This window comes from Cryobacterium roopkundense (assembly GCF_014200405.1).
Taxonomy (GTDB): Bacteria; Actinomycetota; Actinomycetes; order Actinomycetales; family Microbacteriaceae; genus Cryobacterium; species Cryobacterium roopkundense.
In genome coordinates this window covers 1,243,785-1,266,228 of sequence record NZ_JACHBQ010000001.1, presented here as the reverse complement: position 1 = coordinate 1,266,228, position 22,444 = coordinate 1,243,785, and the positions used below count along the sequence as shown (strand labels likewise).

General features: G+C 65.6%; 25 protein-coding genes and 1 pseudogene. 6 read left to right on the top strand and 20 right to left on the bottom strand.

Going from position 1 to position 22,444, the window contains the following annotated elements:
• Positions 1 to 16 precede the first annotated feature (16 nt).
• From BJ997_RS05950 to BJ997_RS05930, 5 genes are read right to left on the bottom strand one after another with little or no spacing between them, the layout of a single operon-like run.
• The gene (locus BJ997_RS05950; protein ID WP_035840065.1) at positions 17 to 808 is read right to left on the bottom strand and encodes a hypothetical protein; all 792 of its coding nucleotides are present in this window, start codon (positions 806 to 808) and stop codon (positions 17 to 19) included.
• Positions 808 to 1,293, bottom strand: a complete 486-nt coding sequence (locus BJ997_RS05945; protein WP_152602351.1) for a hypothetical protein — start codon at positions 1,291 to 1,293, stop codon at positions 808 to 810. The genes BJ997_RS05950 and BJ997_RS05945 overlap by 1 nt, the downstream gene beginning before the upstream one ends.
• Entirely contained in the window at positions 1,290 to 1,598 is a 309-nt protein-coding gene (locus BJ997_RS05940) for a hypothetical protein (protein WP_035840071.1), read from the bottom strand. The genes BJ997_RS05945 and BJ997_RS05940 overlap by 4 nt, the downstream gene beginning before the upstream one ends.
• Entirely contained in the window at positions 1,595 to 2,761 is a 1,167-nt protein-coding gene (locus tag BJ997_RS05935) for a hypothetical protein (protein WP_035840074.1), read from the bottom strand. The genes BJ997_RS05940 and BJ997_RS05935 overlap by 4 nt, the downstream gene beginning before the upstream one ends.
• Positions 2,758 to 3,078 carry a DUF6507 family protein gene (locus BJ997_RS05930; protein WP_035840077.1) on the bottom strand — a complete coding sequence of 107 codons (321 nt, stop codon included), beginning with the start codon at positions 3,076 to 3,078 and terminating at the stop codon, positions 2,758 to 2,760. The genes BJ997_RS05935 and BJ997_RS05930 overlap by 4 nt, the downstream gene beginning before the upstream one ends.
• 165 nt (positions 3,079 to 3,243) lie before the next feature.
• On the opposite strand from BJ997_RS05930, the gene BJ997_RS05925 reads away from it, so the two are divergent.
• The gene (locus BJ997_RS05925; RefSeq protein WP_035840080.1) at positions 3,244 to 5,016 is read left to right on the top strand and encodes a DEAD/DEAH box helicase; all 1,773 of its coding nucleotides are present in this window, start codon (positions 3,244 to 3,246) and stop codon (positions 5,014 to 5,016) included.
• A gap of 349 nt (positions 5,017 to 5,365) precedes the next feature.
• Here BJ997_RS05925 and BJ997_RS05920 read toward each other — a convergent pair whose 3' ends face one another.
• The 4 genes from BJ997_RS05920 to BJ997_RS05905 all read right to left on the bottom strand — a co-directional run bounded on the left by BJ997_RS05920 (position 5,366) and on the right by BJ997_RS05905 (position 9,069).
• Entirely contained in the window at positions 5,366 to 6,781 is a 1,416-nt protein-coding gene (locus BJ997_RS05920) for an IS1182 family transposase (RefSeq protein WP_152602377.1), read from the bottom strand.
• Positions 6,782 to 6,947: 166 nt separating this feature from the next.
• Positions 6,948 to 7,610 (bottom strand): CG0192-related protein, encoded by a 663-nt coding sequence (locus BJ997_RS05915; RefSeq protein WP_084141588.1) that lies wholly within the window; start codon positions 7,608 to 7,610, stop codon positions 6,948 to 6,950.
• Between the two features lie 286 nt (positions 7,611 to 7,896).
• Positions 7,897 to 8,496, bottom strand: coding sequence for a DnaJ family domain-containing protein (locus tag BJ997_RS05910; RefSeq protein ID WP_035838992.1), 600 nt, complete (start codon positions 8,494 to 8,496; stop codon positions 7,897 to 7,899).
• Positions 8,497 to 8,604: 108 nt separating this feature from the next.
• A complete protein-coding gene (locus tag BJ997_RS05905) occupies positions 8,605 to 9,069 on the bottom strand; it encodes a VOC family protein (protein WP_052542583.1) in 465 nt (154 codons plus the stop codon).
• A gap of 295 nt (positions 9,070 to 9,364) precedes the next feature.
• Here BJ997_RS05905 and BJ997_RS05900 point away from each other — a divergent pair, with 295 nt between their 5' ends.
• Positions 9,365 to 9,541, top strand: coding sequence for a hypothetical protein (locus BJ997_RS05900; RefSeq protein ID WP_160175908.1), 177 nt, complete (start codon positions 9,365 to 9,367; stop codon positions 9,539 to 9,541).
• A gap of 9 nt (positions 9,542 to 9,550) precedes the next feature.
• On the opposite strand, the gene BJ997_RS05895 is transcribed toward BJ997_RS05900, so the two are convergent.
• Positions 9,551 to 11,224, bottom strand: a complete 1,674-nt coding sequence (locus BJ997_RS05895) for an alkaline phosphatase D family protein (protein ID WP_035838997.1) — start codon at positions 11,222 to 11,224, stop codon at positions 9,551 to 9,553.
• 97 nt (positions 11,225 to 11,321) lie between these two features.
• Between BJ997_RS05895 and BJ997_RS05890 the strand changes: the two genes are divergently transcribed.
• Complete coding sequence (locus BJ997_RS05890) at positions 11,322 to 12,272, top strand: cytochrome b/b6 domain-containing protein (RefSeq protein ID WP_035838990.1); 951 nt, start codon at positions 11,322 to 11,324, stop codon at positions 12,270 to 12,272.
• A gap of 45 nt (positions 12,273 to 12,317) precedes the next feature.
• Here BJ997_RS05890 and BJ997_RS05885 read toward each other — a convergent pair whose 3' ends face one another.
• Genes BJ997_RS05885 through BJ997_RS05875 form a run of 3 tightly spaced genes read right to left on the bottom strand, consistent with a single transcriptional unit; the run spans position 12,318 to position 14,309 of the window.
• Positions 12,318 to 12,995, bottom strand: coding sequence for an NUDIX hydrolase (locus tag BJ997_RS05885; RefSeq protein ID WP_035838987.1), 678 nt, complete (start codon positions 12,993 to 12,995; stop codon positions 12,318 to 12,320).
• Between the two features lie 58 nt (positions 12,996 to 13,053).
• Positions 13,054 to 13,725, bottom strand: coding sequence for a haloacid dehalogenase type II (locus BJ997_RS05880; RefSeq protein WP_035838985.1), 672 nt, complete (start codon positions 13,723 to 13,725; stop codon positions 13,054 to 13,056).
• Between the two features lie 44 nt (positions 13,726 to 13,769).
• Positions 13,770 to 14,309 carry a hypothetical protein gene (locus BJ997_RS05875; RefSeq protein ID WP_035838980.1) on the bottom strand — a complete coding sequence of 180 codons (540 nt, stop codon included), beginning with the start codon at positions 14,307 to 14,309 and terminating at the stop codon, positions 13,770 to 13,772.
• Between the two features lie 199 nt (positions 14,310 to 14,508).
• On the opposite strand from BJ997_RS05875, the gene BJ997_RS05870 reads away from it, so the two are divergent.
• Complete coding sequence (locus BJ997_RS05870; RefSeq protein ID WP_035838995.1) at positions 14,509 to 15,516, top strand: TerC family protein; 1,008 nt, start codon at positions 14,509 to 14,511, stop codon at positions 15,514 to 15,516.
• Positions 15,517 to 15,549: 33 nt separating this feature from the next.
• Here BJ997_RS05870 and BJ997_RS05865 read toward each other — a convergent pair whose 3' ends face one another.
• The 3 genes and pseudogenes from BJ997_RS05865 to BJ997_RS05855 form a co-directional block, all read right to left on the bottom strand.
• On the bottom strand, positions 15,550 to 16,047 hold the full coding sequence (locus BJ997_RS05865; protein WP_035838976.1) for an SRPBCC family protein: 498 nt from the start codon (positions 16,045 to 16,047) through the stop codon (positions 15,550 to 15,552).
• Positions 16,044 to 16,401 (bottom strand): annotated as a pseudogene (locus BJ997_RS05860) (ArsR/SmtB family transcription factor). Before BJ997_RS05860 ends, BJ997_RS05865 begins: the two are co-directional and overlap by 4 nt.
• Positions 16,402 to 16,444: 43 nt before the next feature.
• The gene (locus tag BJ997_RS05855; protein ID WP_035838974.1) at positions 16,445 to 16,675 is read right to left on the bottom strand and encodes a hypothetical protein; all 231 of its coding nucleotides are present in this window, start codon (positions 16,673 to 16,675) and stop codon (positions 16,445 to 16,447) included.
• 16 nt (positions 16,676 to 16,691) lie between these two features.
• On the opposite strand from BJ997_RS05855, the gene BJ997_RS05850 reads away from it, so the two are divergent.
• Together BJ997_RS05850 and BJ997_RS05845 are read left to right on the top strand one after the other, a co-directional pair.
• Positions 16,692 to 17,579 carry a 1,4-dihydroxy-2-naphthoyl-CoA synthase gene (locus BJ997_RS05850; RefSeq protein WP_035838970.1) on the top strand — a complete coding sequence of 296 codons (888 nt, stop codon included), beginning with the start codon at positions 16,692 to 16,694 and terminating at the stop codon, positions 17,577 to 17,579.
• Positions 17,580 to 17,663: 84 nt separating this feature from the next.
• Complete coding sequence (locus BJ997_RS05845; RefSeq protein ID WP_035838968.1) at positions 17,664 to 18,287, top strand: LysE family transporter; 624 nt, start codon at positions 17,664 to 17,666, stop codon at positions 18,285 to 18,287.
• Positions 18,288 to 18,295: 8 nt separating this feature from the next.
• Here BJ997_RS05845 and BJ997_RS05840 read toward each other — a convergent pair whose 3' ends face one another.
• The 4 genes from BJ997_RS05840 to malQ all read right to left on the bottom strand — a co-directional run bounded on the left by BJ997_RS05840 (position 18,296) and on the right by malQ (position 22,368).
• Positions 18,296 to 19,213, bottom strand: a complete 918-nt coding sequence (locus BJ997_RS05840; protein WP_035838965.1) for a pseudouridine synthase — start codon at positions 19,211 to 19,213, stop codon at positions 18,296 to 18,298.
• Positions 19,214 to 19,241: 28 nt separating this feature from the next.
• Positions 19,242 to 19,442: a hypothetical protein gene (locus BJ997_RS05835; RefSeq protein WP_035838962.1), complete on the bottom strand. Its 201-nt coding sequence runs from the start codon at positions 19,440 to 19,442 to the stop codon at positions 19,242 to 19,244.
• 122 nt (positions 19,443 to 19,564) lie between these two features.
• Positions 19,565 to 20,056, bottom strand: a complete 492-nt coding sequence (locus tag BJ997_RS05830) for an FBP domain-containing protein (RefSeq protein ID WP_035838959.1) — start codon at positions 20,054 to 20,056, stop codon at positions 19,565 to 19,567.
• A 176-nt stretch (positions 20,057 to 20,232) separates the two neighbouring features.
• Positions 20,233 to 22,368, bottom strand: coding sequence for a 4-alpha-glucanotransferase (malQ, locus tag BJ997_RS05825; protein ID WP_035838956.1), 2,136 nt, complete (start codon positions 22,366 to 22,368; stop codon positions 20,233 to 20,235).
• Positions 22,369 to 22,444: the final 76 nt, after the last annotated feature.

Here is a 22,444-nt window from a genome sequence, read left to right as displayed (position 1 = left end):
CTGGGACGAGGGACGCCTACAGGGAGTTCCCGAAGAGCGAGTACAGCTCCCAGTAGAGCTTCGCGGGAGGCGTGATCTCGAACGTGACCACGCCGCGTTCCTCATCGACAGCGCAGCGCAGGTAGCCGAGCGACCCGGCCGAGACCATCGCCAGGCGGGGTCCGTCCTTGAGCCCGAATCCCACGATCCAGATCGTCCACGGTTCGGCCCACAGCCGGCCCAGGAAGTCGTTCGCGTTCTCCGGGGGCGCAACGCTCGCATCAAGCCGGCGCGCCTCAAAGAGCTCCAGCGGCACTTCGGTCGGCTCGATTTCGAAAGCCCAGGCCGGGGCGATGCCGATCCACCGGGCGAAGACGTCCATCACGTGCCCGACGCCGACCATCTGCAGAGTACGCAGGTCGTCGGGAGCGGATGCCTCCTCCTGCGCGGCGAGGGACGGCCCGGCTTCGATCACCGCGGCGTCATCACCAATCCAGGCGCGCAGCAGGGTCGTGCGGGCGCCGTATGTCGCCACCGCCGTGACCATGCCGCGGGGGTCGCGCCAGACACGACCGAGGGCCTTGCCCGCGGGAGCGATGATGCCTTTCTCCGCCATCAGGCCGGCCGCGATCAGCTCCTCGGAACCGCTCTTCTTGAGGTTGAACCTCGACCACCGACCGCTCAGCACGGCCTCCGCCAGCAGTTCGACGGCCGCCTCACTCAGACCAGGTCCCGCCGGAACGAACGGCTGCTGGGAGCGGATGCGCGTCAACAGCTCCAGGGGCTCGCCCGCCTGCGCGGAGGCCTGCTGATCAAGTTTCGGGTACATCAGGCCGCCTCGGAGAAGATGAGCGAGGTCGCGATTGCGTTGAAGAACTCGTCGGACAGTACGTATTGCTCCGCAGACCGGCTCGCGACCAGGTGAATCTGGTGTCGCCCCGTCGCGAACACCCATCGTGTCACGACGATCGACAGGTCCCCCGCCGGGTAGCTGAATCGGATGCACCGGGCCGGGAATGGTGCCCAGATCCAGCTGTCGCAGCCGATGACGAGTGCACCGGGGTGCTGCTCGTAAGCCGCCGCGATGACAAGGCTCGACGCCTCTTCAATCGGCGCGCTGCTCGCGACATGGGTGACGACCACGTTCATATGAAACGGGATTTCGGGATCGACGAGTCGAGCGACGTAATCCACGGCGGCCAGGTCAACGCCGACATCATCCGCAGCGGGCCTCTCCCAGCTTTCTGCGCGCAGCACGGCCACAAGACCGGCGTCGTCGCGAACATAGCCGGAGGGCACACTCCTGTCAGTCATCGTCCACGCACCGCATTGAACCATCGGGGAGTCAGAAATTTGGGAAGCCAGACCAGGCTCACGACGGCGAGAACCATCGCCGCGATCCCGACAAAGAGAAGCACGACGGCCAGCCACTCCACGCTGGCGACGTCCACAAACACCTCGGCCAGTCGAATCGCGCCAGCGCCGATAGCGACATACAGCAGCATGAAACCGACGCCGTACCCGAGCGGGCGGGACGCCCATGATGTCCACACACCTCGATAGGCCAGGATGCCGCCCACTCCCATCGCAATGGTGGCTGCAAGCAATACCCAGCTCATCCGAAGACCTTTCCCCACACGTTCTTGATGCCTTCGCCGGCACTCTTGCCCACTAGTCCTCCAACGACTCCACCCACGACGCCACCAACGACGCCACCGATTACGGTGCCGACACCCGGACCGAAGAAAGTCCCGATGATGGCACCGGCCTTGGCCCCTCCGACCGCTCCGCCCCAAGCGCCCGCGGCCGATGCCCCGCCCACGACGGCCGCGTTCGTGACCGCGTTCGTCTGGAGCTTCTCCTCCGACCGCTCCGGATGCTCGGCCTGGTCGGAGTTGTACTGAGAGCTGTATTCGCCCCAGAGGGTCAAGCCCACTCCGGCGCCGCCGAGGCCGCGTGCACCCCATTTCACCAGGCCGGGTTGTCCGGCCGCTGCGGGGGAAAAGGCGGAGCCGGGAGTCGGGGTCAGGGAGCCCTTGGACTGGAAGCCGGTGAACTGACGACCCGTTGGGTCGAGTGGGGGCCGAGAGCCGGGTGGAATGAAAAGCCCGCTCGCGGTCGTCGCCCACATCGCTCCGCGAAAGTGTGTGAGATTGGTGTCAACGCGTAGGTCGGTGGGCACACGGAAGTTGGCCCCAGGCACCAGGAATCGGCGATACCGTTCCAACAAAACGGCCCCGAGACCGATTACGACACCGCCGACGATGCCACCGGCACCGGTCGTGAGCAGAGTGGGAACCCCTGTCGTGAGGCGCGCCAGATCCGACGCGCAGTCGGTATCGGATTGCAAGGCGGCGGCATTGAACGCATTCACCCGGGCCACGAGGCCTGACGTTGCCAGGCGCGCCGTTTCCACCCGCGCCGCCTCGTCGACAGGGTCCGCGAGACACGCCTCGGGGCTGGCATTGTGGTCAATGACGTCCTCGATCAGCACAGCACGCCGCGTCTCGAGCATGGCGAGCTCGGTGGCATAGGTGCGCAGCGCCGTCCTCACCGTCTCTACCGCGGTGACGGCCCGAGCGCTGATGGTCACGACCGAATCCATCGCGCCGTGCACGATGCCTTCTTCCGGCGCGCTGTAAGCCGTGGACATTCCAGCCCACTGGCTCTTGCAGGTCTCGGCAGTGGATGCAACGTCGCCGGCATGAGTGCCGATGGAGTCCGCATTGGCCTCAAGCGCCCCCGCATCGGGAAGGGTGGCGACCGACGACAGGGCGATCACGGGTCCATCGTCGTCGTCATGTTCTGCGCCATCTCGAGGTCCCCCTGTATGTAGGCGTTCACAGCAGCGGATGTCTGCGTGGAGGCGTTCATCGCATGCGTCTTGGCAGCGACGATCTCAGACATCAACAGCTCATTCACGACGTTCACCAGAGCGGCACCCGTCTTGGACGCGCCGGCGGTTTCACTGGCCGCCCGGATTGCCTCGGACAGCCTGCGCGCATCCGTGTCGAAGTCCTCAATCGTGGCGTCGACGGCAGCCAAAATGTGCTGCGTAGCTGCAATATCGATCGACCAGCGCCCGTCGCCCGCACCCATCAATCGCTCCCCAACCGTGCACGTTCAAGAAATCTCTTACTCAAAACGTACAGCACCCCCGTCAGGGGCCAATATCCCCGAGCCGGTGCTTGCAGCATCCGCTCATAACTTCCAATTGCAGTCCCTCGAACAGGGCGCTGCCCGTGAGGGAATACCATTGGTAGTATGACGCCGCAAGACACCACAGAACAGACCGAGGCAGACACTGCCCGCACAACCAAGACCTTTGCTGACCTCGGGCTCAATGATGCGATGCTCAAAGCACTCAAAGACGTTGGATACGAGACGCCGTCGGCCATTCAGGCCGCCACCATCCCCCCGCTGCTCGCCGGCCGCGACGTAGTCGGACTCGCCCAGACGGGTACCGGAAAGACGGCCGCGTTCGCGCTGCCCATCCTTTCCCGCCTGGACATGGCGCAGAAGACCCCGCAGGCCCTCGTGCTCGCCCCCACGCGCGAGCTCGCGCTGCAGGTGTGCGAGGCGTTCGAGAAGTACGGCGCCCACATGCGCGGGGTGCACGTGCTTCCCGTATACGGCGGACAGGGCTACGGCGTGCAGCTCTCCGCGCTGCGCCGCGGCGTGCACATCGTTGTCGGTACTCCTGGCCGCATCATGGACCACCTCGAAAAGGGCACCCTCGACCTCTCGGCGCTCAAGTACCTCGTGCTCGACGAGGCCGATGAGATGCTCAAGATGGGCTTCGCAGAAGACGTCGAGACGATCCTCGCCGACACCCCCAACGACAAGCAGGTCGCGCTCTTTTCGGCCACGATGCCCGCGCAGATCCGCCGCATCTCGAAGAAGTACCTGAACGACCCCGAAGAGATCACGGTCAAGAACAAGACCACGACCTCCGCGAACACCACGCAGCGCTATCTGATGGTCTCGTACCCGCAGAAGGTCGACGCCCTCACGCGCATCCTCGAGGTGGAGGACTTCGAGGGCATGATCGTGTTCACGCGCACCAAGAACGAGACAGAGCTGCTCGCCGAAAAGCTGCGTGCCCGTGGCTATTCGGCCGCCGCTATCAACGGCGATGTTCAGCAGGTGCAGCGTGAACGCACCGTGAACCAGCTCAAGTCGGGCAAGCTCGACATTCTCGTTGCAACGGATGTCGCGGCCCGCGGCCTCGACGTGGAGCGCATCAGCCACGTAGTCAACTACGACATCCCGATTGACACCGAGTCCTACGTGCACCGCATCGGCCGCACCGGCCGCGCCGGACGCAGCGGTGCTGCGATCAGCTTCGTGACGCCGCGCGAGCGCCGCCTGCTCAGCGCCATCGAGAAGGCCACCCGCCAGCCGCTCACGCAGATGCAGCTGCCGAGCGTGGAAGACGTGAACGTCACACGTCTCGCGCGCTTCGACGACGCGATCACCGAGGCGCTCGGCCAGTCCGACCGCATCAGCATGTTCCGCGACATCGTGGGCCACTACGTTTCACACCACGACGTGCCGGAGGCCGACGTGGCCGCGGCCCTCGCCGTTGTCGCCCAGGGCGAGACCCCCCTGCTGCTCTCCCCCGAAGATGCCCGCGCGCAGCGCTTCGCCCGTGAGGAACGCAGCGACCGCCCCGACCGTGACCGCGGCGACCGTCGCGACAGCCGCGACGCAGATCGCCCGCTGCGCAGCGAACGCCCCGTGCGTTCGAGCGGCAAGCCGATGTCGCAGTACCGCATCGAGGTGGGCAAGCGTCACAAGGTGGAGCCCCGCCAGATCGTGGGAGCCCTCGCGAACGAGGGCGGCCTGAGCCGCGACGACTTCGGGCACATCAAGATCCTGCCCGACTTCTCCCTGGTCGAACTTCCGGCTGACCTCTCGAGCGATGTGTTCTCGAAGCTCTCCGGCACCCGCATCAGCGGCAAGCTCATTGAGCTCAAGGCCGACCGCGGCGGCGCAAGCCGCCAGGGCCCCGAGCGCCGCCCGCACGGCGCGTAGCTCGACCGGCTGACGCCCCGCCTCCGGGTGGGGCGTCAGCAGTTTAACCCGAGCCCTCGTGGCACTCGTTCTGCAGGCCGGCACTCGTTCAGACGAGTGCCCGCCTCACCGACAAGTGCCATGAGGGAAAGCGACCACAAAGCCTAGGAGCGTGTGTCAGTAACGCCTATTCGACCTTGGTGTGAGGAATTGCCGTTCAGGACCGTCTGTGCGGTCGGGGGTTTCTTGTCCGGTGGTTGAGTCGTTCGGGTTGGCGTTGTTCGTGTGCCGACTGAAAATAGGGCCAGTGCTGCGTTGACGGCGCAGGCCGGGGCCGTTGCCGCCCGCCGGGGCAGTCCCGCCTTGATGTTTAGGTGGCCGTTCGGGCTGTTAGGGCGCTTGGCGCGGCCAGCAGCGCTTTAGTTTGCATGGTGTGTAGCTTCATCAGGTTGTGGCAAGCCGCGATCAGGTCCCATTCGTGGGCGGCTTGCTCCAACCCGCGCAGCAACACGAATTTGCCTTGCCGAGTGTGGATCTGACCGAACACGGGCTCCACGATCGCTTTGCGCCGCGCATAAACGGCGCGGCCTTTCTTCGTCTTGAGCTTCCGCGCCATGCGTTCCCGCAGCGTCGCATTGGCCGGGATCCGGCCCCGAGGAACTTCAGGAACACGCTCGCCGTGCTTGACCCGGCCGGTCGCGATGAAAAACTCGGTCCGGCCGTCGCTGCCATCTTCAACAGTCTTCGCGTAGTCCAGATTTGTTGCGGAACAATACCCGGCATCCGCCAGGACCTGCCGGGGCAGGACGCCGGTCGTGGCGTGGAGTTTCTCGACCAGCGGCACGACCTGTTCAACATCCACGCCAATATTCGTCAGCGTCGTCGCGACGATGATCTGATGGTCGGCATCAACGATGGCCTGTGCGTTGTAGGCGTAGTGGAACGATCCGTCGGCGGTCTTCATGATCCGTGAATCCGGGTCGGTGAAGTTGCGTTGAGCCTTCGGAGCAACAACGGCGTTCTTCGCCGCGTCGTCACCCTTCTGCGCCACAGTATCGTCATCGTCGCCCTTGTCCCTGGCCTTCTTCTCCGCGTCTTTCCGCGCCCGCGCCGCTGCAGCTGCCTCCAAGCCAGCGCGCGCTTCGGCCAGTTTCACCAAGCGTGACTCCCGCCGGGCAAGCTCCGGCGGCAACTCATCACCGCGTTTGTCCTTTCCGAAACGAGCGTCCTCCGCGTCATCGATCGCGTCCGCCTCCGCCAGCAGCGCAGAGACTTCGTCGGCGAGGACTTTCTGCTTCTCCGTCAGGCGGGCGTAACTCATCGCCTTGCGCCGAGAGGCATTCGCGCGCACTTTCGTGCCGTCCAACGCGACCTGCCCGAGCGAGACCATTCCGGCCGCACGGCACAGTTCCAACGCCTGCAAGAACACGTTCCCCAGACTGGAGAGGTGGCGTTTTCGGAACCGGGCGATGGAACGAAAATCAGGTGCCTGCTGCGCCGCCAACCAGCGAAACGCGACCACGTCCACGCACACCCGCTCCAACTCCCGTGACGAGCGAACTCCGACACAATACCCGTAAAGGAGCACCCGGACCATCAACCGTGGGTCATAGGGCGGCTGCCCCTTCGACTTCGCGTAAGAGGCGTAGAACTTCTTCAGATCCAGCTGAGTTTCAACGATATCCGCGATGAACCGAGACAGGTGATTCTGCGGCAACCACTCATCCAACGACGGCGGCACCAACATCACCGCCGCCGGCTCAAATGCCCGGAACCGTTTGTTCACACCGGCCCCCGCCTCAACACCGTCATCCACGACCACGTCAACGTGCTCAAGTTCCGTCGCGGGGAAGAGGCCATCAGAATCGCTCATACGCAATTTTCCCAGACCAACACCCCAAGCCCGGGAAATCGACCGGCGTTTTAAACTTTGGTGTTACTGACCCACGCTCCTAGGGCGCGGCGCCCCAGACCTGAACGAGCGTTCGCGGTTCCGGCTGGCCCGCCCAGGCGACTGTCAGGATGCCGTGCGGCGCGTCACCGCTGAGATCGGCGTCAAGCGTGCCGACCTCACGGGCAACGGCGAAGCGAAGCGCGCCTGCTGCCACCCTTGTCGCGCCGCCCTCAGAGCGAGTCGACACCGCGCCGAGCGAGGTCACCGACGGAACGGGCGAGCCCGGCTGGCCACTGCCGGCGACAATCGCCGTCGATGCGCGGAGAACTCGCTGCCCATTCGTTTCGACGTATTGCTCGGCCTGGCCGCTCCCGGTGAGCGCGGCCGTCGCCACGGCGGCCAGGTAGACCGGGTCGCCGGTCGCGTCATAGACCCAGCGATGCCCCAGAACAGAGTGCTCCATGGTGCCCACGAGCCAGGCTTCGGCGCCCTCGAGCGGCGCCCCGCGATAGGTCACCGGCACGTGCATGACCGGGCCGCTTCCGGCCTGGAGGAGGATTGTTTCGAGCCCGACCTCGCCGGCGGGATCATCGAGGCGGAAGGCCGTGACGCTTGTGACACCCACGGCTGCCTCCCCTACAAACCACGGCTGGGTCGGTGCCCACTCGGAGAGGAGCTCGGTCTTTGTCGGCCGCAATTCGGCCTGATACAAGAGTGCCATGGAGCAAGCCTAGAGTGTTTCGCGCCGGCGCTCAGCTGGTCTATGCCCGGAGACTGAGCCTTCGCGGGGGCTACCGCCAGCCCCCGGCGGTAGCCAACTCAGGAGTCTCAACGTCTGATGACACTGCCACCCCACGGATTCCGCGGTCCTGGCGCTACTCACCGACGAATCTCCTGAATTGGCCACGGACCGGGCATGTCGACGTCGAGTCAGGGGCTGGGGGGACCAACCGGTGAAGGTGCGGCAGTGCATGGAAGCGGTCACTACGCCAGAGGCAGGCCGCCTGCTACCGGGGTCGGCGTGCTCGGCGTCGTTCCCGCCACGTCATCGCCGCGAGTTCCGCGGCCTCACGTTCCCGCTGGCGAGCAAGCTCGTGGCCGCGAGCAGCCCGCCGCTCCCGCCATTCGCGAATCTCCTCGGCCACGTCACGGGTTGGCGTGACGACCGGCGGCCCGCCCAGCAGCTGGCGTCTGGCCGCGATCACCCGTTTGTTGAAGTCTTCGAGAATCTCGCGCACACCGGCTTCCGAACTGGCTCTAGCTAAGCGGATGTCGAGGGCCGCGTCCTCGGCGCGCAGCGTGAGCGCGGGCGGCCCAAGCCCGGTGATCTTCTCGCTCTCAATCTTCTGGCGAATCCACCAGTCCGGGTCATAGCCATGCCGCAGGTTCTCGAGCGGCTTACCCGCCCCGGGAAGGTTGTCGAATTCCCCCCGACGAATGGCCTGCTGAATGGCCATTTCGACGAAGTGCTCCCGGGCGTCCATGCCGGATTGGCCGGCCGTGTTCGGGTCGCTCTCAGGCCTCTGCGGTGCCGCGGGTGACATCCGCTCGACCTGGTAGCGCGCCGCGTTCAGGCGCGAATCCTTGGGCTCCTGCTTGCCGGTCATGACTGCCAGCCTAGGTCGCGGCGCTTCGTCCGTCGACCGGGAGACGGGCAGGAATGCCACATCGAACGATCGCCCCCTCAGGGGGGCGACGGCGGGTGGCGTGTCGCGTCACACAGTATCGGCCTCGCTCTCCGGGCGGGACTGCTCGGCCATGCTGCCCTGGGGGCTCGCCATGTTCACGAGCCAGCTGACGCCGAACTGATCGGTGCACATGCCGAAGCTGTCGCCCCAGGGCGCCTTCTCCAGCGGCACCGTGACGGTTCCGTCGGCAACCAGCTTGTCCCAATAGCTGCGCAGTTCTGCCTCGTCGTCGCCGCTGAGAGACACCGAGTAGTTGGAGCCGATCGTGAACTCCATACTGTTCGGCGTGTCGGCGGCCATCAGAGTGAGGCCAGCGGCTGTCTTGAGTTCGGAGTGCATGAGCTTGTCCTGCTCGGTCGGGTCTTCGCTGGCGTGGAACTCGGCGAACGTGCTCTTGGTCAGCTCTCCTCCGAACACTGACTGATAGAAATCCATCGCCTTCTCTGCGGTGTCACGGAAGCCCAGGTAGGGGTTGAGCCGTGTGTTGGTCATGGGTCTGCCTCCTCAGTGATGGGTGTGTATCCAGCGATTATCGACCGGGCCCGCGAATTGGGGTAGTGGACGACAGAACTTCGTTGACATCCCCGATGGATTCCAATACTATTCCTCTCAGGCACCCACTTTTCTCGAAAAAGGCGTGCGAACGTGCGAGTCCGTCACGGCGGACGACGACGAGCAAGACCCCGGCGACAGGCTCCCGCCTCGTCGGCCCTCGACAGGGAACGGCCCCCGACGGCCCCTCCCTCGCAGCGGCCCTCCCCTCCCCCGACAGAAACGTGGTCACGCCATGAACTCGGAAACCCTTCTCCCCGCATCGTCCCCTGAACACTCCGCACAGCGCGACCTGACCGGAGTCCTCAGCGACTCACGGCGCCGCCAGCTCGACATCTTTCGCCAGCGCGAATCCGAAAGCGAGGTCGAGTGGGCTCCCGGCGGCCCGCTGGAGCCCACCTCGGGCAGCTGACGGCCCGCCCTACGGACGCCCGCCAACCGTGATCGCGGCGATCTCCCGCATCCTCGGATGCTCGAGGTCGTCGTTGTCGATGATGCCGGTCATCCACCAGATCCGCAGTCCCAGCGGCGTGACGGCCAGGGTGGCGAGACCGTTTTCGAACCACGGCCCCTTGAGCCCGGTCCATGTGATGGGCGGCGGCGCCACCTTCGCCGATCGGGCCAGCCTTCTGCTGAGCCGGTTCGCGATCCCGTAGGCCACGATCGCGGCGAACGAGCGCATCGCAACGGGCAGCGGGTTGCGAATCGGTGAGCAGACGGCCTGCACGATGCGGCTCCCCGACGTACGTTCGACCTCTGCGACGTAGGAGAAGTGCACGTCGCCGGAGAGAAACACGACGGACTCCGGGGCGGTGCCGCGCACACCATCCGCGATTTCGGATGCCATGCCCGCCACCTCGCGGAAACTCTTCTGAAAGGCGCCCCAGTGTTCCAGGTCGAACGCTTGGCGCAGGTTCTCCCCGATTCGGGCCGCGCGGGGACCCCACGCTCCCTCGGAGATCGCCTCATCCCAGGACTCCATGTTGTGCAGTCCTGTGGGGAGCAGGAACGGCAACGACGTGGCTACGAAGATATGGCGAAACCCTCCGCGCATGTGTGCGTCGAGCCACGCCGTCTCCGAGTCGTCCAGGAGCGACCGCCGTTCCGGATCGAGCACCCGTGCGGCGCGCGAATCGATCACGATCAGCCGCGCGTCGCCGAAGTCGCGGCAATAGCTCCACCGGTACGTTGTCGGCTCCTGGTCACACCGCTCGGCGAACGCGTCGAGGGTGGCGGTGAGGTCGAGCTCAGCCCCCGCGCCGGCATCCGCTTCGTGGGCCATGATCTGTTGCCAGATGTCATCGTCGGCTCGCTCGCCCGGAGAGAGATTGCCGAGGTGCTGGTACACCCAGTACGACCCGAGTCCCGAGACGATGCGATCCTTCCACCAGGCCGTGGCTTCCATCTCCCTCTTCCAGCTGAGGGATGCGTTCCAGTCGTCACGAATGTCGTGGTCGTCGAAGATCATCGCCGTCGGCACGGTCGAGAGCAACCAGCGGTTAGCCTCGTCCGACCACGCGAGATTGTAGAGCTGCGCGTATTCCTCGAAATCGGCCAGCTCGGTACCCGGCGACTGGGTGATGTCGCGCTTAGCACTGATGAACTGCCGCATCGCCTCGCTCGTGACATCGGCGTAAACTTGGTCTCCGAGAAAGAGGATCAGGTCGGGCCAGGCCAGGCTGCCGTCTTGCGCCGCCATATGCATGGCGTACGCGCGGAGGGCATCCACTCCGTGCGTTCGATTGGTCTTCTTGTCGTGCGGCACACTGGTTCGGCACGAGCCGAACGAAATACGCAGTGGCTTTTCGTGGGTGAGGGTCGCGATAACGGATGCCGGAAAGGCGGAGTTCGCCGGGGGCCACACCTGCGCGCCATCGATCTGTACGGTGTACGGAGTGACGCTGCCCGGCTGCAACCCCTCGACCGCCACCAGGGCATAGTGGTGCCCGTGCGCGGCGAAGGTGCGGGTGGTCCAGGACCGTTCCCCGGCTGTCACGGTGACGTGGGAGAAGGCCCGGGTTTCCACCCAGATGCTCGCCGATACCTCGTCGACGTACCGGAGAAGGGGACCAAGCACGAGCGATGATTTCGGCATGCCCCATGCTGGCAGCTTGCGAGCCACGGCGCCACCCGCACCGGGCGCTAGGCTTCCAGACAGACGGATCACTGAAAATGCACGCAGGAGACACATCATGAAAACGACGCGGTCACCCACGCCGGCCACTGGCAGCCGCCTCGCCGCTCTCCGGGAAAACCGGTGGTTCACGCTCGTCTGGATCATTCCGCTGGCAATTCTGGTGCTGGCGGGCGTCGTACTCGCCGCCCGCGGCATCCGCTCTCTGCCCGACGTGCAGGCGTTCCTCGGCGAGTACCCGGGCACGACCACGCTGCCGGAGTCGGCGCCCGTCGGCTTTCCGGCTTGGCTGAACTGGCAGCACGGCCTGAACGCGTTCTTCATTCTGTTTGTGATCCGTTCCGGGTGGCAGATTCGCACCACGAAGCGTCCGACGATGTTTTGGAAGCGCAACAACACAGGACTGCTCCGTACGCGCAAGCCGTCGACTCGCATGAGCCTCAATGTGTGGCTGCACATCACGTTCGACACCCTGTGGGTCGCGAACGGTGTGCTGTTTTATATCCTTCTGTTCGCGACCGGGCAGTGGCTGCGCCTCGTTCCCGTCACGTGGGACATCTTCCCGAATGCGCTCTCCGCCATGCTGCAATACGCCTCACTGGACTGGCCCGTGGAAAGCGGCTGGGTCAACTACAACGCGGTGCAGACCATCAGCTACTTCCTGGTGGTGTTCGTGGCCGCTCCCCTGGCGCTGGCCACCGGCCTGCGCATGTCCCCGGCGTGGACGTCGCGTCGGCTCAGCCGAGTGTTTCCCATCGGTCTGGCCCGTGCCGTGCACTTTCCCGTCATGATCTTCTTCGTGGCCTTCATCGTCGTGCACGTCATCCTGGTGTTCGCGACGGGCGCGCTTCGCAATCTCAATCACATGTACGCGGCACGGAACGACGACGGCTGGCTCGGGTTCTGGATCTTCGCCGGTGCCCTGGTGCTGATGATCCTGGCCTGGTTCGCCGCTCGCCCTGTCGTGCTCCGCGCTATCGCCTCCCTCACCGGCACGGTCTCGCGCTGACCGGCGCCGCCTGGGCCGCCACGGATGCCTCGCGGCGTCGTGCGGTCAGCTGTCGGGATGAACGACTCTGCTGGCGTCCCAGCTCCCGGCCCAGCCCAGCTCATCGAACATCCGCGACAGAACGATCGCGGTGAAGCCCCAGACGAGGCGGCCCCCCACGGTGAATGCCGGTGCCCGGACCGTGCGGTGCCCCACCCGGTGCAGGGTACTGGACCGGTTGGCCGGCTCGAGCAGGTCCGCCACGGGGACGCGGAACACCTCTACGGTTTCGTCGTGGTCGACGGCCGCGACCTCGGAGGGGTGCGTCCACCCCGCGGGCACGGGCGTAACGACATGGTTGCTGACCGGCACCGCAAGGTCGGGCAGGGTGCCGAGCGGGTCGATCGCGGCCGGGTCCAGCCCGGTTTCTTCGGCGGCCTCGCGGACAGCGGCGGCGACGGGGCCGGCATCCGTTGCCTCAAGCCGTCCGCCCGGAAACGCGATCTGCCCGGGGTGACTGCCGAGCGTGGCCGCCCGGCGAAGCAGCAGCACATCCAGGTCGGGCGCCACCAGGCTCGCCGACCGGGCGGGCACGGAGTCGAGCACGCCGAAAAGCACGAGCACGGCCGCCCTCCGCGCGGTCGACGAATTGGGCAGCACACGCGTGATGTCGGTGCCCCAGTCGAGACCGCGCCGACACAGGGCTGCGAGCTCGGAGCGGGGATCGGCGGGGACGGCAGTCATTGCCTCAGCCTACGGACTCGCCCGCGTCGGGGTGATGGCGCGCTACGGATGCTGCGGGCTACGCGAGGGCGGCGGCGAGGTCCTTCAACTCTCGGAGCGTGTGGTCCGGTGCCCTGAAGTACCCGGGGTAGGCCTCACCAGTGCGGTTCAGCCAAGCCGTGCGCAGCCCGGCCTGCGCGGCACCATGGATATCCCAGGGGTGCACGGCGACGAGGAGCATGTCCGCGACGGCCACGCCACAGGCATCCGCTGCGTAGGCATAGGCGGCCGGGGCCGGTTTCCATGCGGGGGCGTCATCGACGCTCAAGAGCGCCTCGAAGTCGTTCCGGAGCCCCCCGCTGCTCAGCAGTGCCTGCGCGACCTGCGCGGAGCCGTTGGACAGGGTCACGAGACGGAGGCCACCGCGTTTCAGTGCGTGGATTCCCTCGGCGATGTCCGGATTCAGGCTCAGCCCCAGGAAACTGGACATGACGTGCTGCACGGCCTCGTCGAGATCCCGATTCAGGGGAACATCGCGGAACATCCTCCCCAGCAGATCGGCACCGATCACGGCGAACGGCGCACTGCCTCCGGCGGCCGCAAGCGCGAATCCGTCGCGCAAGAGTGCGGCGAACCAGACGTGTGCGAGATGTCCGGGCACGCCGATGTCGTCAAAGCGCGCTTGCAGTGGCGCCATGTCGGACAGGGTTTCGTTGACATCGAAGACGATCAGGGACGGCGTGCTAGTCACAGGTGATTCCTTTGTTGAGGTCGAGGGGCGAGCGTCCATATCGGTCAGTGAATGAGCAGTTGTTTCAGTGCCACGATCACGAGGCTCAGGCCCGCCAGGGCAATCCCCGTCCACACTACGCCGAGGGACAGTTTGTTGTGCGACATGCGTTCCACAAGGATTCCGGTCAGGGCGATCCGCACGACCAGAATCAGCGCCGCGCTCAGTTCTGCCACTGCGGGCGGGAGAATTGTGAGCGCCCCGAGGGTCAGCATCACGATCGGCAGCGTACCGGACGTGAGGATCGGCACGGCGTCTCGAAGTTCGCGCCGCAGGTGCAGTTGCGCGTCCTCGTCAGTTCGACCCAGTTGCTGGGCGACCCCGTGGGCGACGACGTGGGCGAGAAACGTTGTCAGCGTGGTTGCTGCAACGACGACCTCTGCCGACCAATTCAGGATGCTGTCAGGCGTCGACGCGAACACAGCCGCGAGCACGAGGATGTTCCCGTAGAGATACGACGAAATCCGGCTGCGTGACCGCGCGACCGGCAACTCCTCAGTGCTTCGCAACCAGCGCGGCAGGCGGGGTGACGACGAATCAGGCATGACTGGATCCTACGGCGCAGGCAACTTCCCAGCTACTTTCACCTAACATTGGCTAAGCAAGGGGAGTACTCCCACGCGGCTTACTCGTCAATACGGACTCAACGCAGTGTCCCGGGAAGTCGGCTCGATCGCCCTCACCGGCGTACCGGGTGGAAGAGACCTTGATCTCCGTCCATCCCCCCATGCCCTGGAGCTCACCGTGAACATCACTCCCCTCATCTGGATCATCACCATTGGTGTGACGATCGCCTTCTTCGCCTACGAGTTTTTCGCGCACGTGCGCAAGCCCCACGAGCCCACGGTCGGTGAATCCGCGCGCTGGTCCGCCTTCTATATCGGCCTGGCGCTGCTGTTCGGAGTCGGCGTCGGCGTCGTGTCCGGTTGGCGGTATGGCGGCGAATATTTCGCCGGATACCTCACCGAAAAGGCGCTTTCGATCGACAACCTCTTCGTGTTCTTGATCGTGATGGCGGCATTCTCCGTGCCGAAGGCCTACCAGCAGAAGGTGCTGATGTTCGGCATCATCATTGCGCTCATCATGCGCGGTGGGTTCATTGCGGTGGGAGCCGCCCTCATTGAGAATTTCTCGTGGGTGTTCTACCTCTTCGGTGCTCTTCTCTTCGTTCTCGCGTACATGCAGGTGAAGGGCCACAGTGGTGACCCGGCAAACAACCTTTTCGTACGAGTGGCGCGACGCGTTCTGCCCGTTTCCGACGAGTACGACGGCGATCGCCTCACGACGAAGATCAACGGCAAGCGGTTCATCACCCCGATGCTCCTCACAATCATCGCGATCGGCTTCATCGACCTGGTGTTCGCGATCGACTCCATCCCGGCGATCTACGGCCTCACGTCGGAGGCTTACATCGTGTTCACCGCGAACGCCTTCGCTCTCATGGGCCTGCGCCAGCTGTTCTTCCTGATCGGCGGCCTGTTGGAGCGCCTCGTGTACCTGTCGCAGGGTCTCGCCGTCATCCTCGGCTTCATCGGCCTGAAACTTGTCTTCCACGCCCTGCACGTGAACGAGCTGCCGTTCATCAACGGGGGCGACCCCGTCTTGTGGGTGCCCGAGATCCCGATCTGGTTCTCCTTGGTGTTCATCGGAGCAACCATCGCCGTGGCGACCGTCGCGAGCCTCGCGAAAACGCGCGGCGACGCTGCCAAGAACAAGCAGGACCGGATCGACCCGGCAGTCCCCAGGCACTAACTGCCGGCAGAAGGACGGGCACCAGGCGGCGGCTCAGATCATGTAATCGTCGGCGAGGATCGCGTCGATCTGGCTCACTGCCTCACGCATACCTTCCTCCATGCCCATCGCGAACATCTGCTCGAGCTGCTCCGTGCTCGTGAAGGTGCTCACGATGGTCATGCGAGTGCGTCCGTCGATTTCCTCCAGGGTGATCACGGCGCGGGTTGCCCCCAGTTCGCCGGTCGGCTCCCCATTTTCGTCCGCGAAGCCGTCCTCGAACTCCAGGCGGTGCGGTCGCTGGATCGCCCCGGTCACCCACCAGCCATGCACTTTGTCCCCTTCGGGGCCGGTCATGTAGTACCACGAGCGGCCACCGGGAACGAAGTCGTGCCGCTGGAACGTGGCGGGCCAGGTTTCCGGCCCCCACCAGCGCTCCAGCTGCCGCGGATCCTCCAAGGTCTGCCACACGCGCTCCGCGCTCGCGTCAAAGTCGGCCACGAATGTGAGGGTGAGCGCCTCCGGGTCTGTGTGCGAACTGACTAGTGTCATGATTTCTCTCCTTCTCCAAGTTTTTCTTCCGACAGGATTTCACCGATGCTCTGCGCGCGATAGCGCCAGAGGTCTTCAACATGCTGGAGCAGGAGGGTTGCCCGGCGAACGGCGTCCAGGTTTCCGTGCACGAGCTGCTCCCTCCCTCGGCGTTCCTTCACCACGAGCGCGGCCCGCTCGAGTATCGCCACATGTTTCTGAACCGCCGCAAAGCTCATGGCATAGCCCGCCGCGAGCGCCGACACCGACTGCTCCCCCCTGCACGACGCGCATGACGATGTCGCGGCGCGTCGCATCGGCGAGCGCATGGAAGATGCGATCGATGTGCTCATCCAGCACGTCATATACAACCATTTGGTTGCATTTTGCGCTGGTCTATCCACGCTGCAAGCACCAATCAGCGGATGCCATCGGCATCCGCTTGTGCGGTTATGCGATCGGCGGGGTCGCGCTGGCGGCGGCTGGCCAGCAGGAACGGGATACCGATCAATTCCACGATTCCCCCAATCACGAGCGACGTTCCATAGCCGTCGAAGTCGGCCGCCCGGCCCGAACCAGGAACGGCACACCGAGTTTGGTGGCGTGCGCGATCACCCCACCCCGCCGTCGGTTCGCGCGCGGTCGCCACGCCTTAAGCTGAAGTCATGACCCAGGTTTCCGAGATCTTTGACCCGTCCGTGTGGAAGCCCGTTGAAGGCTTCTCCTCACTGGCCGACATCACGTACCATCACGACAATGCCGGCCGAGTGGCCCGGGTGGCCTTCAACCGGCCCGAGGTGCGCAATGCCTTCCGCCCGCAAACGGTCGATGAGCTCTACCGCGTGCTCGATGACGCCCGGCAGAACACCAAGATCGGTGTCGTGCTCCTCACCGGCAATGGACCGAGCCCCAAGGACGGCGGCTGGGCGTTCTGCTCCGGCGGCGACCAGCGAATCCGTGGCCGCGACGGTTACCAATACCGGGACGGCACCGTTAGCACCGGGCGACTGCACATCCTCGAAGTGCAGCGCCTCATCCGCTTCATGCCCAAGGTCGTCATCGCCGTCGTTCCCGGCTGGGCGGCCGGCGGCGGCCACTCCCTGCACGTCGTGTGCGATCTCACGATCTCCAGCAAGGAACACGGCATGTTCAAGCAAACGGATGCCGATGTCGGGTCCTTCGACGCCGGTTACGGCAGCGCGTACTTCGCACAGCACGTGGGGCAGAAATTCGCGCGCGAGGTGTTCTTCCTGGCCCGACCGTACGACTCCCAGCGCGCCTACGAGATGGGCGCTGTCAACGCGGTGGTTCCGCATGCCGAGCTGGAGACGACGGCCCTCGACTGGGCCAACACCATCATGACGAAGTCGCCGACGGCGATCCGCATGCTCAAGTATGCCTTCAACGCCGTCGACGATGGCCTGGTCGGTCAGCAGCTGTTCGCCGGCGAGGCCACCCGTCTGGCCTACGGCACCGACGAGGCCGTGGAAGGCAAGGACGCGTTCCTCGAACGGCGCGAGCCCGACTGGTCCCCCTTTCCCTGGCAGTTCTAGCCCGGCCCCTCACCACTCAGCCTCCTGAGGGCGCTGGAACCTCGGGCGGACGCGCTCGGGCGTCGTGGCGCGTTACGCTGGCGTGTGCAACTTTCTCTCTGGCTGGCCCTCGTGGGTGCCGGCGTCCTGATCAGCTTTACCCCGGGCGCGGGGGCCATCAACACCATGAACAACTCGCTGAATTCAGGGTTTCGCCGCTCCATCTGGGGAATCTTCGGCCAGCAGGTGGCCCTCATCGTGCACGTGATCGTTGTGGCCCTCGGCGTCGGGGTGCTCGTGGCCGGGTCGCCCGTACTCTTCAACATCATCAGGTACGCCGGAGCGGCTTACTTGGTATTTCTGGGCATCCGGCTCTTCCTGCACAGGCCAGACCCTGACCGGGATCTGGCGGTGCCACTCACCCGCGAGCCCGCCTGGTCGATGTTCCGTCGGGGCCTCTGGGTCAACATGCTCAACCCCAAGGCTCTCGTGTTCTTCCTCGCGTTCATGCCGCAGTTCATCCGTCCCGACGAGCCCCTGATCCCCCAGTATGTGGTGCTCACGATCACGGTGGTCCTGATCGACATCGTGGTGATGTGGCTGTTCTTCGCAGCAGCCGCGAAGTCCTTCCAGCGTTTCACGAACACGGCACGCGGGCAGAAGGTCCTCAACCGCACGTTCGGAAGCCTGTTCATAGCAGTCGCGGTGATGCTCGCCGTGATCCACTGACTGATGGCCTAGTACTCGCTATGGATCGGGAGCGTGCGTGCGCTGTCGAATTGCCGCTCTCCACCGTCGATGGGGTCTGTGAACCGCAGTTGGCTCGCCAAGAGCTGGAGCGGGCGGGAGAAATCATCGATCGCGACGGGTTGCACGACGGGGTAGAGCGGGTCACCGTTGATAGGAATCCCGAGGCCCAGCATGTGCATGCGAAGTTGATGAGTGCGACCGGTGCGCGGCGTCAACCTGTAGAGTGCCATCTCGCCCAGCATCAACTCGAGTTCAATCAGCGACTCCGCGTTGGCCGGCGCCTCGGGCACGACTTCGGCCTGCCACTGCCCGCGACGCGTGGCCAGATGGTTACGAACGGTCACGGGCAGCTCGAGGCCGGGTAGCAGCGGAGCCAGAGCGTGGTAGGTCTTGCCAACGTCCCGGCGTTGAAACATCGACTGGTACGCCCCACGCCAGCGTCTTTCGGTCGCCAGAACTACTAACCCCGACGTTACGCGGTCCAGGCGATGCAGCGGCGAGAGTTCGGGAAGCTCGAGCTGGGCGCGCAGGCGAACAACCACGCTCTGCACCACATGCCGGCCACGTGGAATCGTCGAGAGAAAGGCCGGCTTGTCGATCACCACGATGCGTTCATCACGGTAAACCACGTGAAGGAGTCCCGGCACCACAGTTTCCTCGGCCAGATCGCGATGAAACCATACGAAGGTGTTCGGCCGGTAGGGGTCACACGGGAGAACCGGTTCTCCCGCCTCAGAAACAAAACGCTCCCGGGCCAGGAAACCTGTCACGTCGACGACGTGCGACATCCGCTCCTGAAGCCAGTCCCCCATGGTCGCCCAGGGCTCGTGCGGAGAGCGCTCCGGAGTGCACACCCACGCAGCGTCGAGCCCGTGTCGTTGCGGGAGGGGTGAACGCGGAGGCATCCCTTGATCGTACGTCGCTGTGCCGGGGTCAGGCGCCCATCGACAGCAGCACGTTGTACACGACGTAGACGGGCCAGACGATCGCCTGGAGCAACCCGAGAATGACGCCCCAAAAGGATCCATCCGACACCGACACGAAGTAGATGGCCGCTCCGATGTAGGCCAATAGAAAGACGAAGCCCCACGGTCCCTCGCGCACGATCCCCCTCGCTCGGCCGTCTGTCGTCATGCGTCGCCCACCTCTCCGTCCCCACAGCGAAGCAGCGCGGGATGATCGTGCGTCATTGTGACAGGGTATCCGGCTTCCGGGATCCTTGGGCGGGACCGGTCACAGACAACGGCGACGGCGTTTCAGCTGCCGTCGCGCACGTCTTTCACGAAGTTGCGAACGTGCTCCCCCAGGGCGTCGATGCGGCGCACACGGGCGGCCTCGACATCGAAGCCGATGTAGGCCATGGAGGGGAGTTTGCGAACGTTGGCCGAGCATTCGAAATTGGCACAGGCGAGTGTCGCGATGGTGTCACCGTTGCGCCCTGCCGGCCCGGCGCGTTTGGCGCTGAGGAAGACTACCTCGTTAGGCAGCTGCACGTCGGTGCACCACGAGCACTGGGGACGCGTCTGCATTCGCCCCTTCGCCTGGCTCAGCAGGATGCCGACCGGGCCGCTCTCCAGCTCGACGATCACGTAACCGATACCCGGGATCTTGGGGTCTCGCCAACCCAGGTAGTCCAGCTTTTCCCACCAGAGGTCGGCGAAGTTTGCCGGAAGGGTCAGGCCCTTTCGCTCCCGCAGGGAAACGTTCACGAGGGACGCCCGAATGTCTTGGTCGGTGAGCTGGAGCATAGCGCCTTGCCTGTCTGATGATCTCGGGACGGGGATGCCGTCACGCCGGCGGCCGCTGGTTCACACTCGGTCGCGGGTGTCGAGCAATCGTGACCGCGAGATTTCAGCCTAACCGTCCGAGGCACGGCGGGCGCGAATCCCGCCCCGGAGGCGCTGCGGCAGCCCTACCGCGGGCGTCAGCGGATGCCGCGTACTACTCTCACGAGGGAGGCGAACCGCGCGTTGGCGGCCAGGTCGTCGAGCAGCACCGGACGTCCGTCGGGTCCGGCAAGTGGAACACGCCAGTTCGCGTACTCGTCTATCGTGCCGGGCTGGTTCTGGGTGCGGCGCTCGCCGACGGCGTCCACGAGGGCCACGCCCACGAGCGTCGAGGGTGTGAGCGCAGTGAACGCGTACAGGGCTTCCACGGTCTCCTGAACGGATGCGCCGGCAGCTGCCAGCAGCCCCCTCTCGCGCAGCAGCCCCAGCACGGCCTCCTGCTCGGCGGCATCCGCTGCCCGCTCCTCGTCGACCGGGCGCGTGAGGAGGCCGAGCGACTCGCGCAGGGTTACGTGGTCGCCGGCGAGGTACCCCGCGGTGGGCGGCAGGTCGTGCGTGTTCACGCTCGTGAGGCAGTGCCGCCGGTACTGTTCTGGCGGCAGCGGCACGCCGTCGGAGCCTTCGAACCACAGGATGGACGTGCCGAAGATGCCGCGCTCCGTCAGGTAGTCCCGCACCCACGGTTCGAAGATGCCGAGGTCTTCCCCGATCACGACGGCTCCGGCGCGCTGAGCCTCAAGCGCCAGAATACCGATGAGCGCCTCGTGGTCGTAGTGCACGTAGGTGCCCTCGCGCGCGTCGGCACCTACGGGAATCCACCACAGCCTGAAGAGTCCCAGCACGTGATCGACCCGGATGCCGCCGGCGTGGCGAAGCACGCTGCGCAGCATGTCGCGGTAGGCCGCGTAGCCGGTCTCTTCAAGCTGGCCCGGGTGCCACGGCGGCTGCGACCAGTTCTGGCCGAGCTGGTTGAACACATCGGGCGGCGCGCCCACTGTGACACCGGCGGCGAGCACGTCTCGGAGGGTCCAGGCATCCGCTCCCCGGCCCTGCACTCCCACGGGCAGGTCGTGCACGATGCCGAGAGCCATGCCCGCCACGATCGCGGCCCGCTGGGCCACCTCGAGCTGTTCGTCGCAGAGCCACTGCAGCCAGCAGTGGAAGTCGATGCGGGCGGCGAGCGCGACCCTGTGGCCCAGGGCGAAGGCGCTGCGCGGGCCCGTCGGTTCGACGGCCCATTCCGGGGCGTCCGGTGCGAACTTTTCGGCCAGGGCGCACCACAGGGCGAAGTGCTCCAGCGCCTCTCCCTGCCGCGCTCGGAACGCAGCGAACCGCTGCTCGCGCGCCGCGGTTCGCGGCACGTCGTGAATAAGTGTGAGGGCCTCGAGTTTGGCGGCGTAGCAGGCGTCACGGGCGATGCGCTCGGGGTCGTCGTTGGCGGCATGCAACTGTGCGGCGAGTGCGTCGACGTGGGTGCGGGCATGGGCCGGGAGGTCGGCATATTCCGGAACGTGTTCCACCCTCAGGTAGCTGGGGTGGAAGAAGCGCCGACTGCTCGGCATATACGGCGACGGTTCTACCGGCGGGACCGGCTCGCCGGCATGCAGCGGGTTGACAAGCAGGAAGCCGGCCCCATACTGCGAGGCTGAGATCGTCGCCAGCTCGGCAAGATCGGCGAGGTCCCCCATCCCCCAGGACCGCCGAGACCGCACCGAATACAGTTGAGCCATCAGCCCCCAGATCCTGTGCCCGGCGAGCGCGGGCGGGTTCTCCAGCCGCCGAGGCGTGACCACGAGCGAGGCGGATGCGGTGTGCCCCTCGCATTCGGCGTGCAGCGTGTGCCAGCCGAGTGGGAGATCGGCCGGGATACCGAAGATCCGGCGGTTCACGGTCTCACCGTCGACGGTCTCGGTGTGCCACCACTCGTCGATCTGGAGCAGTTCCTGGCGGGCACCCTCTTCGCTCGACAGTGTGACCACGACGGATGCCCCCTGCCGCGTATGCACAGGCAGCCTGAAGTCGTGCCCCTCCCGCAGCACGACCACCGGAGGGAGCAGCCGCCGCCATGGCGCGAGCTGCAGTTCCCGGCGGGAGGCGCCCACCTCGTCGGCAGTTTGGGCCGCCACACCGAGGGCGCGCAGAACGGCCAGAAGGGTGCTGCGGCTCACCGCAACCTTGGTGCCGCCGTCGCCCCAAAACCACGTGTCGACGCCGAGTTCGGTCGCCAGGCTGAGCAGTTCGTCGGAAGATTCGTGAACGTCGTCGTTGTTCATGCCCACACTCTATGGGCGAGCACACTGCCCCTGCCCGGTTTCGGGCGGCCCCGATGGGGTGACACCCGCCTCTTGC

What these genes read in the sequence shown, in the direction of transcription:
- BJ997_RS05910 (WP_035838992.1), bottom strand. Translation starts at nt 8,496, where the DNA reads ATGACCGGCAAGCAGGAGCCCAAGGATTCGCGCCTGAACGCGGCGCGC.
- malQ (WP_035838956.1), bottom strand. Translation starts at nt 22,368, where the DNA reads ATGAACAACGACGACGTTCACGAATCTTCCGACGAACTGCTCAGCCTG.
- BJ997_RS05890 (WP_035838990.1), top strand. Translation starts at nt 11,322, where the DNA reads ATGAAAACGACGCGGTCACCCACGCCGGCCACTGGCAGCCGCCTCGCC.
- BJ997_RS05850 (WP_035838970.1), top strand. Translation starts at nt 16,692, where the DNA reads ATGACCCAGGTTTCCGAGATCTTTGACCCGTCCGTGTGGAAGCCCGTT.
- BJ997_RS05840 (WP_035838965.1), bottom strand. Translation starts at nt 19,213, where the DNA reads ATGCCTCCGCGTTCACCCCTCCCGCAACGACACGGGCTCGACGCTGCG.
- BJ997_RS05875 (WP_035838980.1), bottom strand. Translation starts at nt 14,309, where the DNA reads ATGCCTGATTCGTCGTCACCCCGCCTGCCGCGCTGGTTGCGAAGCACT.
- BJ997_RS05945 (WP_152602351.1), bottom strand. Translation starts at nt 1,293, where the DNA reads ATGACTGACAGGAGTGTGCCCTCCGGCTATGTTCGCGACGACGCCGGT.
- BJ997_RS05865 (WP_035838976.1), bottom strand. Translation starts at nt 16,047, where the DNA reads ATGACACTAGTCAGTTCGCACACAGACCCGGAGGCGCTCACCCTCACA.
- BJ997_RS05835 (WP_035838962.1), bottom strand. Translation starts at nt 19,442, where the DNA reads ATGACGACAGACGGCCGAGCGAGGGGGATCGTGCGCGAGGGACCGTGG.
- BJ997_RS05885 (WP_035838987.1), bottom strand. Translation starts at nt 12,995, where the DNA reads ATGACTGCCGTCCCCGCCGATCCCCGCTCCGAGCTCGCAGCCCTGTGT.
- BJ997_RS05925 (WP_035840080.1), top strand. Translation starts at nt 3,244, where the DNA reads ATGACGCCGCAAGACACCACAGAACAGACCGAGGCAGACACTGCCCGC.
- BJ997_RS05940 (WP_035840071.1), bottom strand. Translation starts at nt 1,598, where the DNA reads ATGAGCTGGGTATTGCTTGCAGCCACCATTGCGATGGGAGTGGGCGGC.
- BJ997_RS05915 (WP_084141588.1), bottom strand. Translation starts at nt 7,610, where the DNA reads ATGGCACTCTTGTATCAGGCCGAATTGCGGCCGACAAAGACCGAGCTC.
- BJ997_RS05930 (WP_035840077.1), bottom strand. Translation starts at nt 3,078, where the DNA reads ATGGGTGCGGGCGACGGGCGCTGGTCGATCGATATTGCAGCTACGCAG.
- BJ997_RS05950 (WP_035840065.1), bottom strand. Translation starts at nt 808, where the DNA reads ATGTACCCGAAACTTGATCAGCAGGCCTCCGCGCAGGCGGGCGAGCCC.
- BJ997_RS05900 (WP_160175908.1), top strand. Translation starts at nt 9,365, where the DNA reads ATGAACTCGGAAACCCTTCTCCCCGCATCGTCCCCTGAACACTCCGCA.
- BJ997_RS05830 (WP_035838959.1), bottom strand. Translation starts at nt 20,056, where the DNA reads ATGCTCCAGCTCACCGACCAAGACATTCGGGCGTCCCTCGTGAACGTT.
- BJ997_RS05895 (WP_035838997.1), bottom strand. Translation starts at nt 11,224, where the DNA reads ATGCCGAAATCATCGCTCGTGCTTGGTCCCCTTCTCCGGTACGTCGAC.
- BJ997_RS05905 (WP_052542583.1), bottom strand. Translation starts at nt 9,069, where the DNA reads ATGACCAACACACGGCTCAACCCCTACCTGGGCTTCCGTGACACCGCA.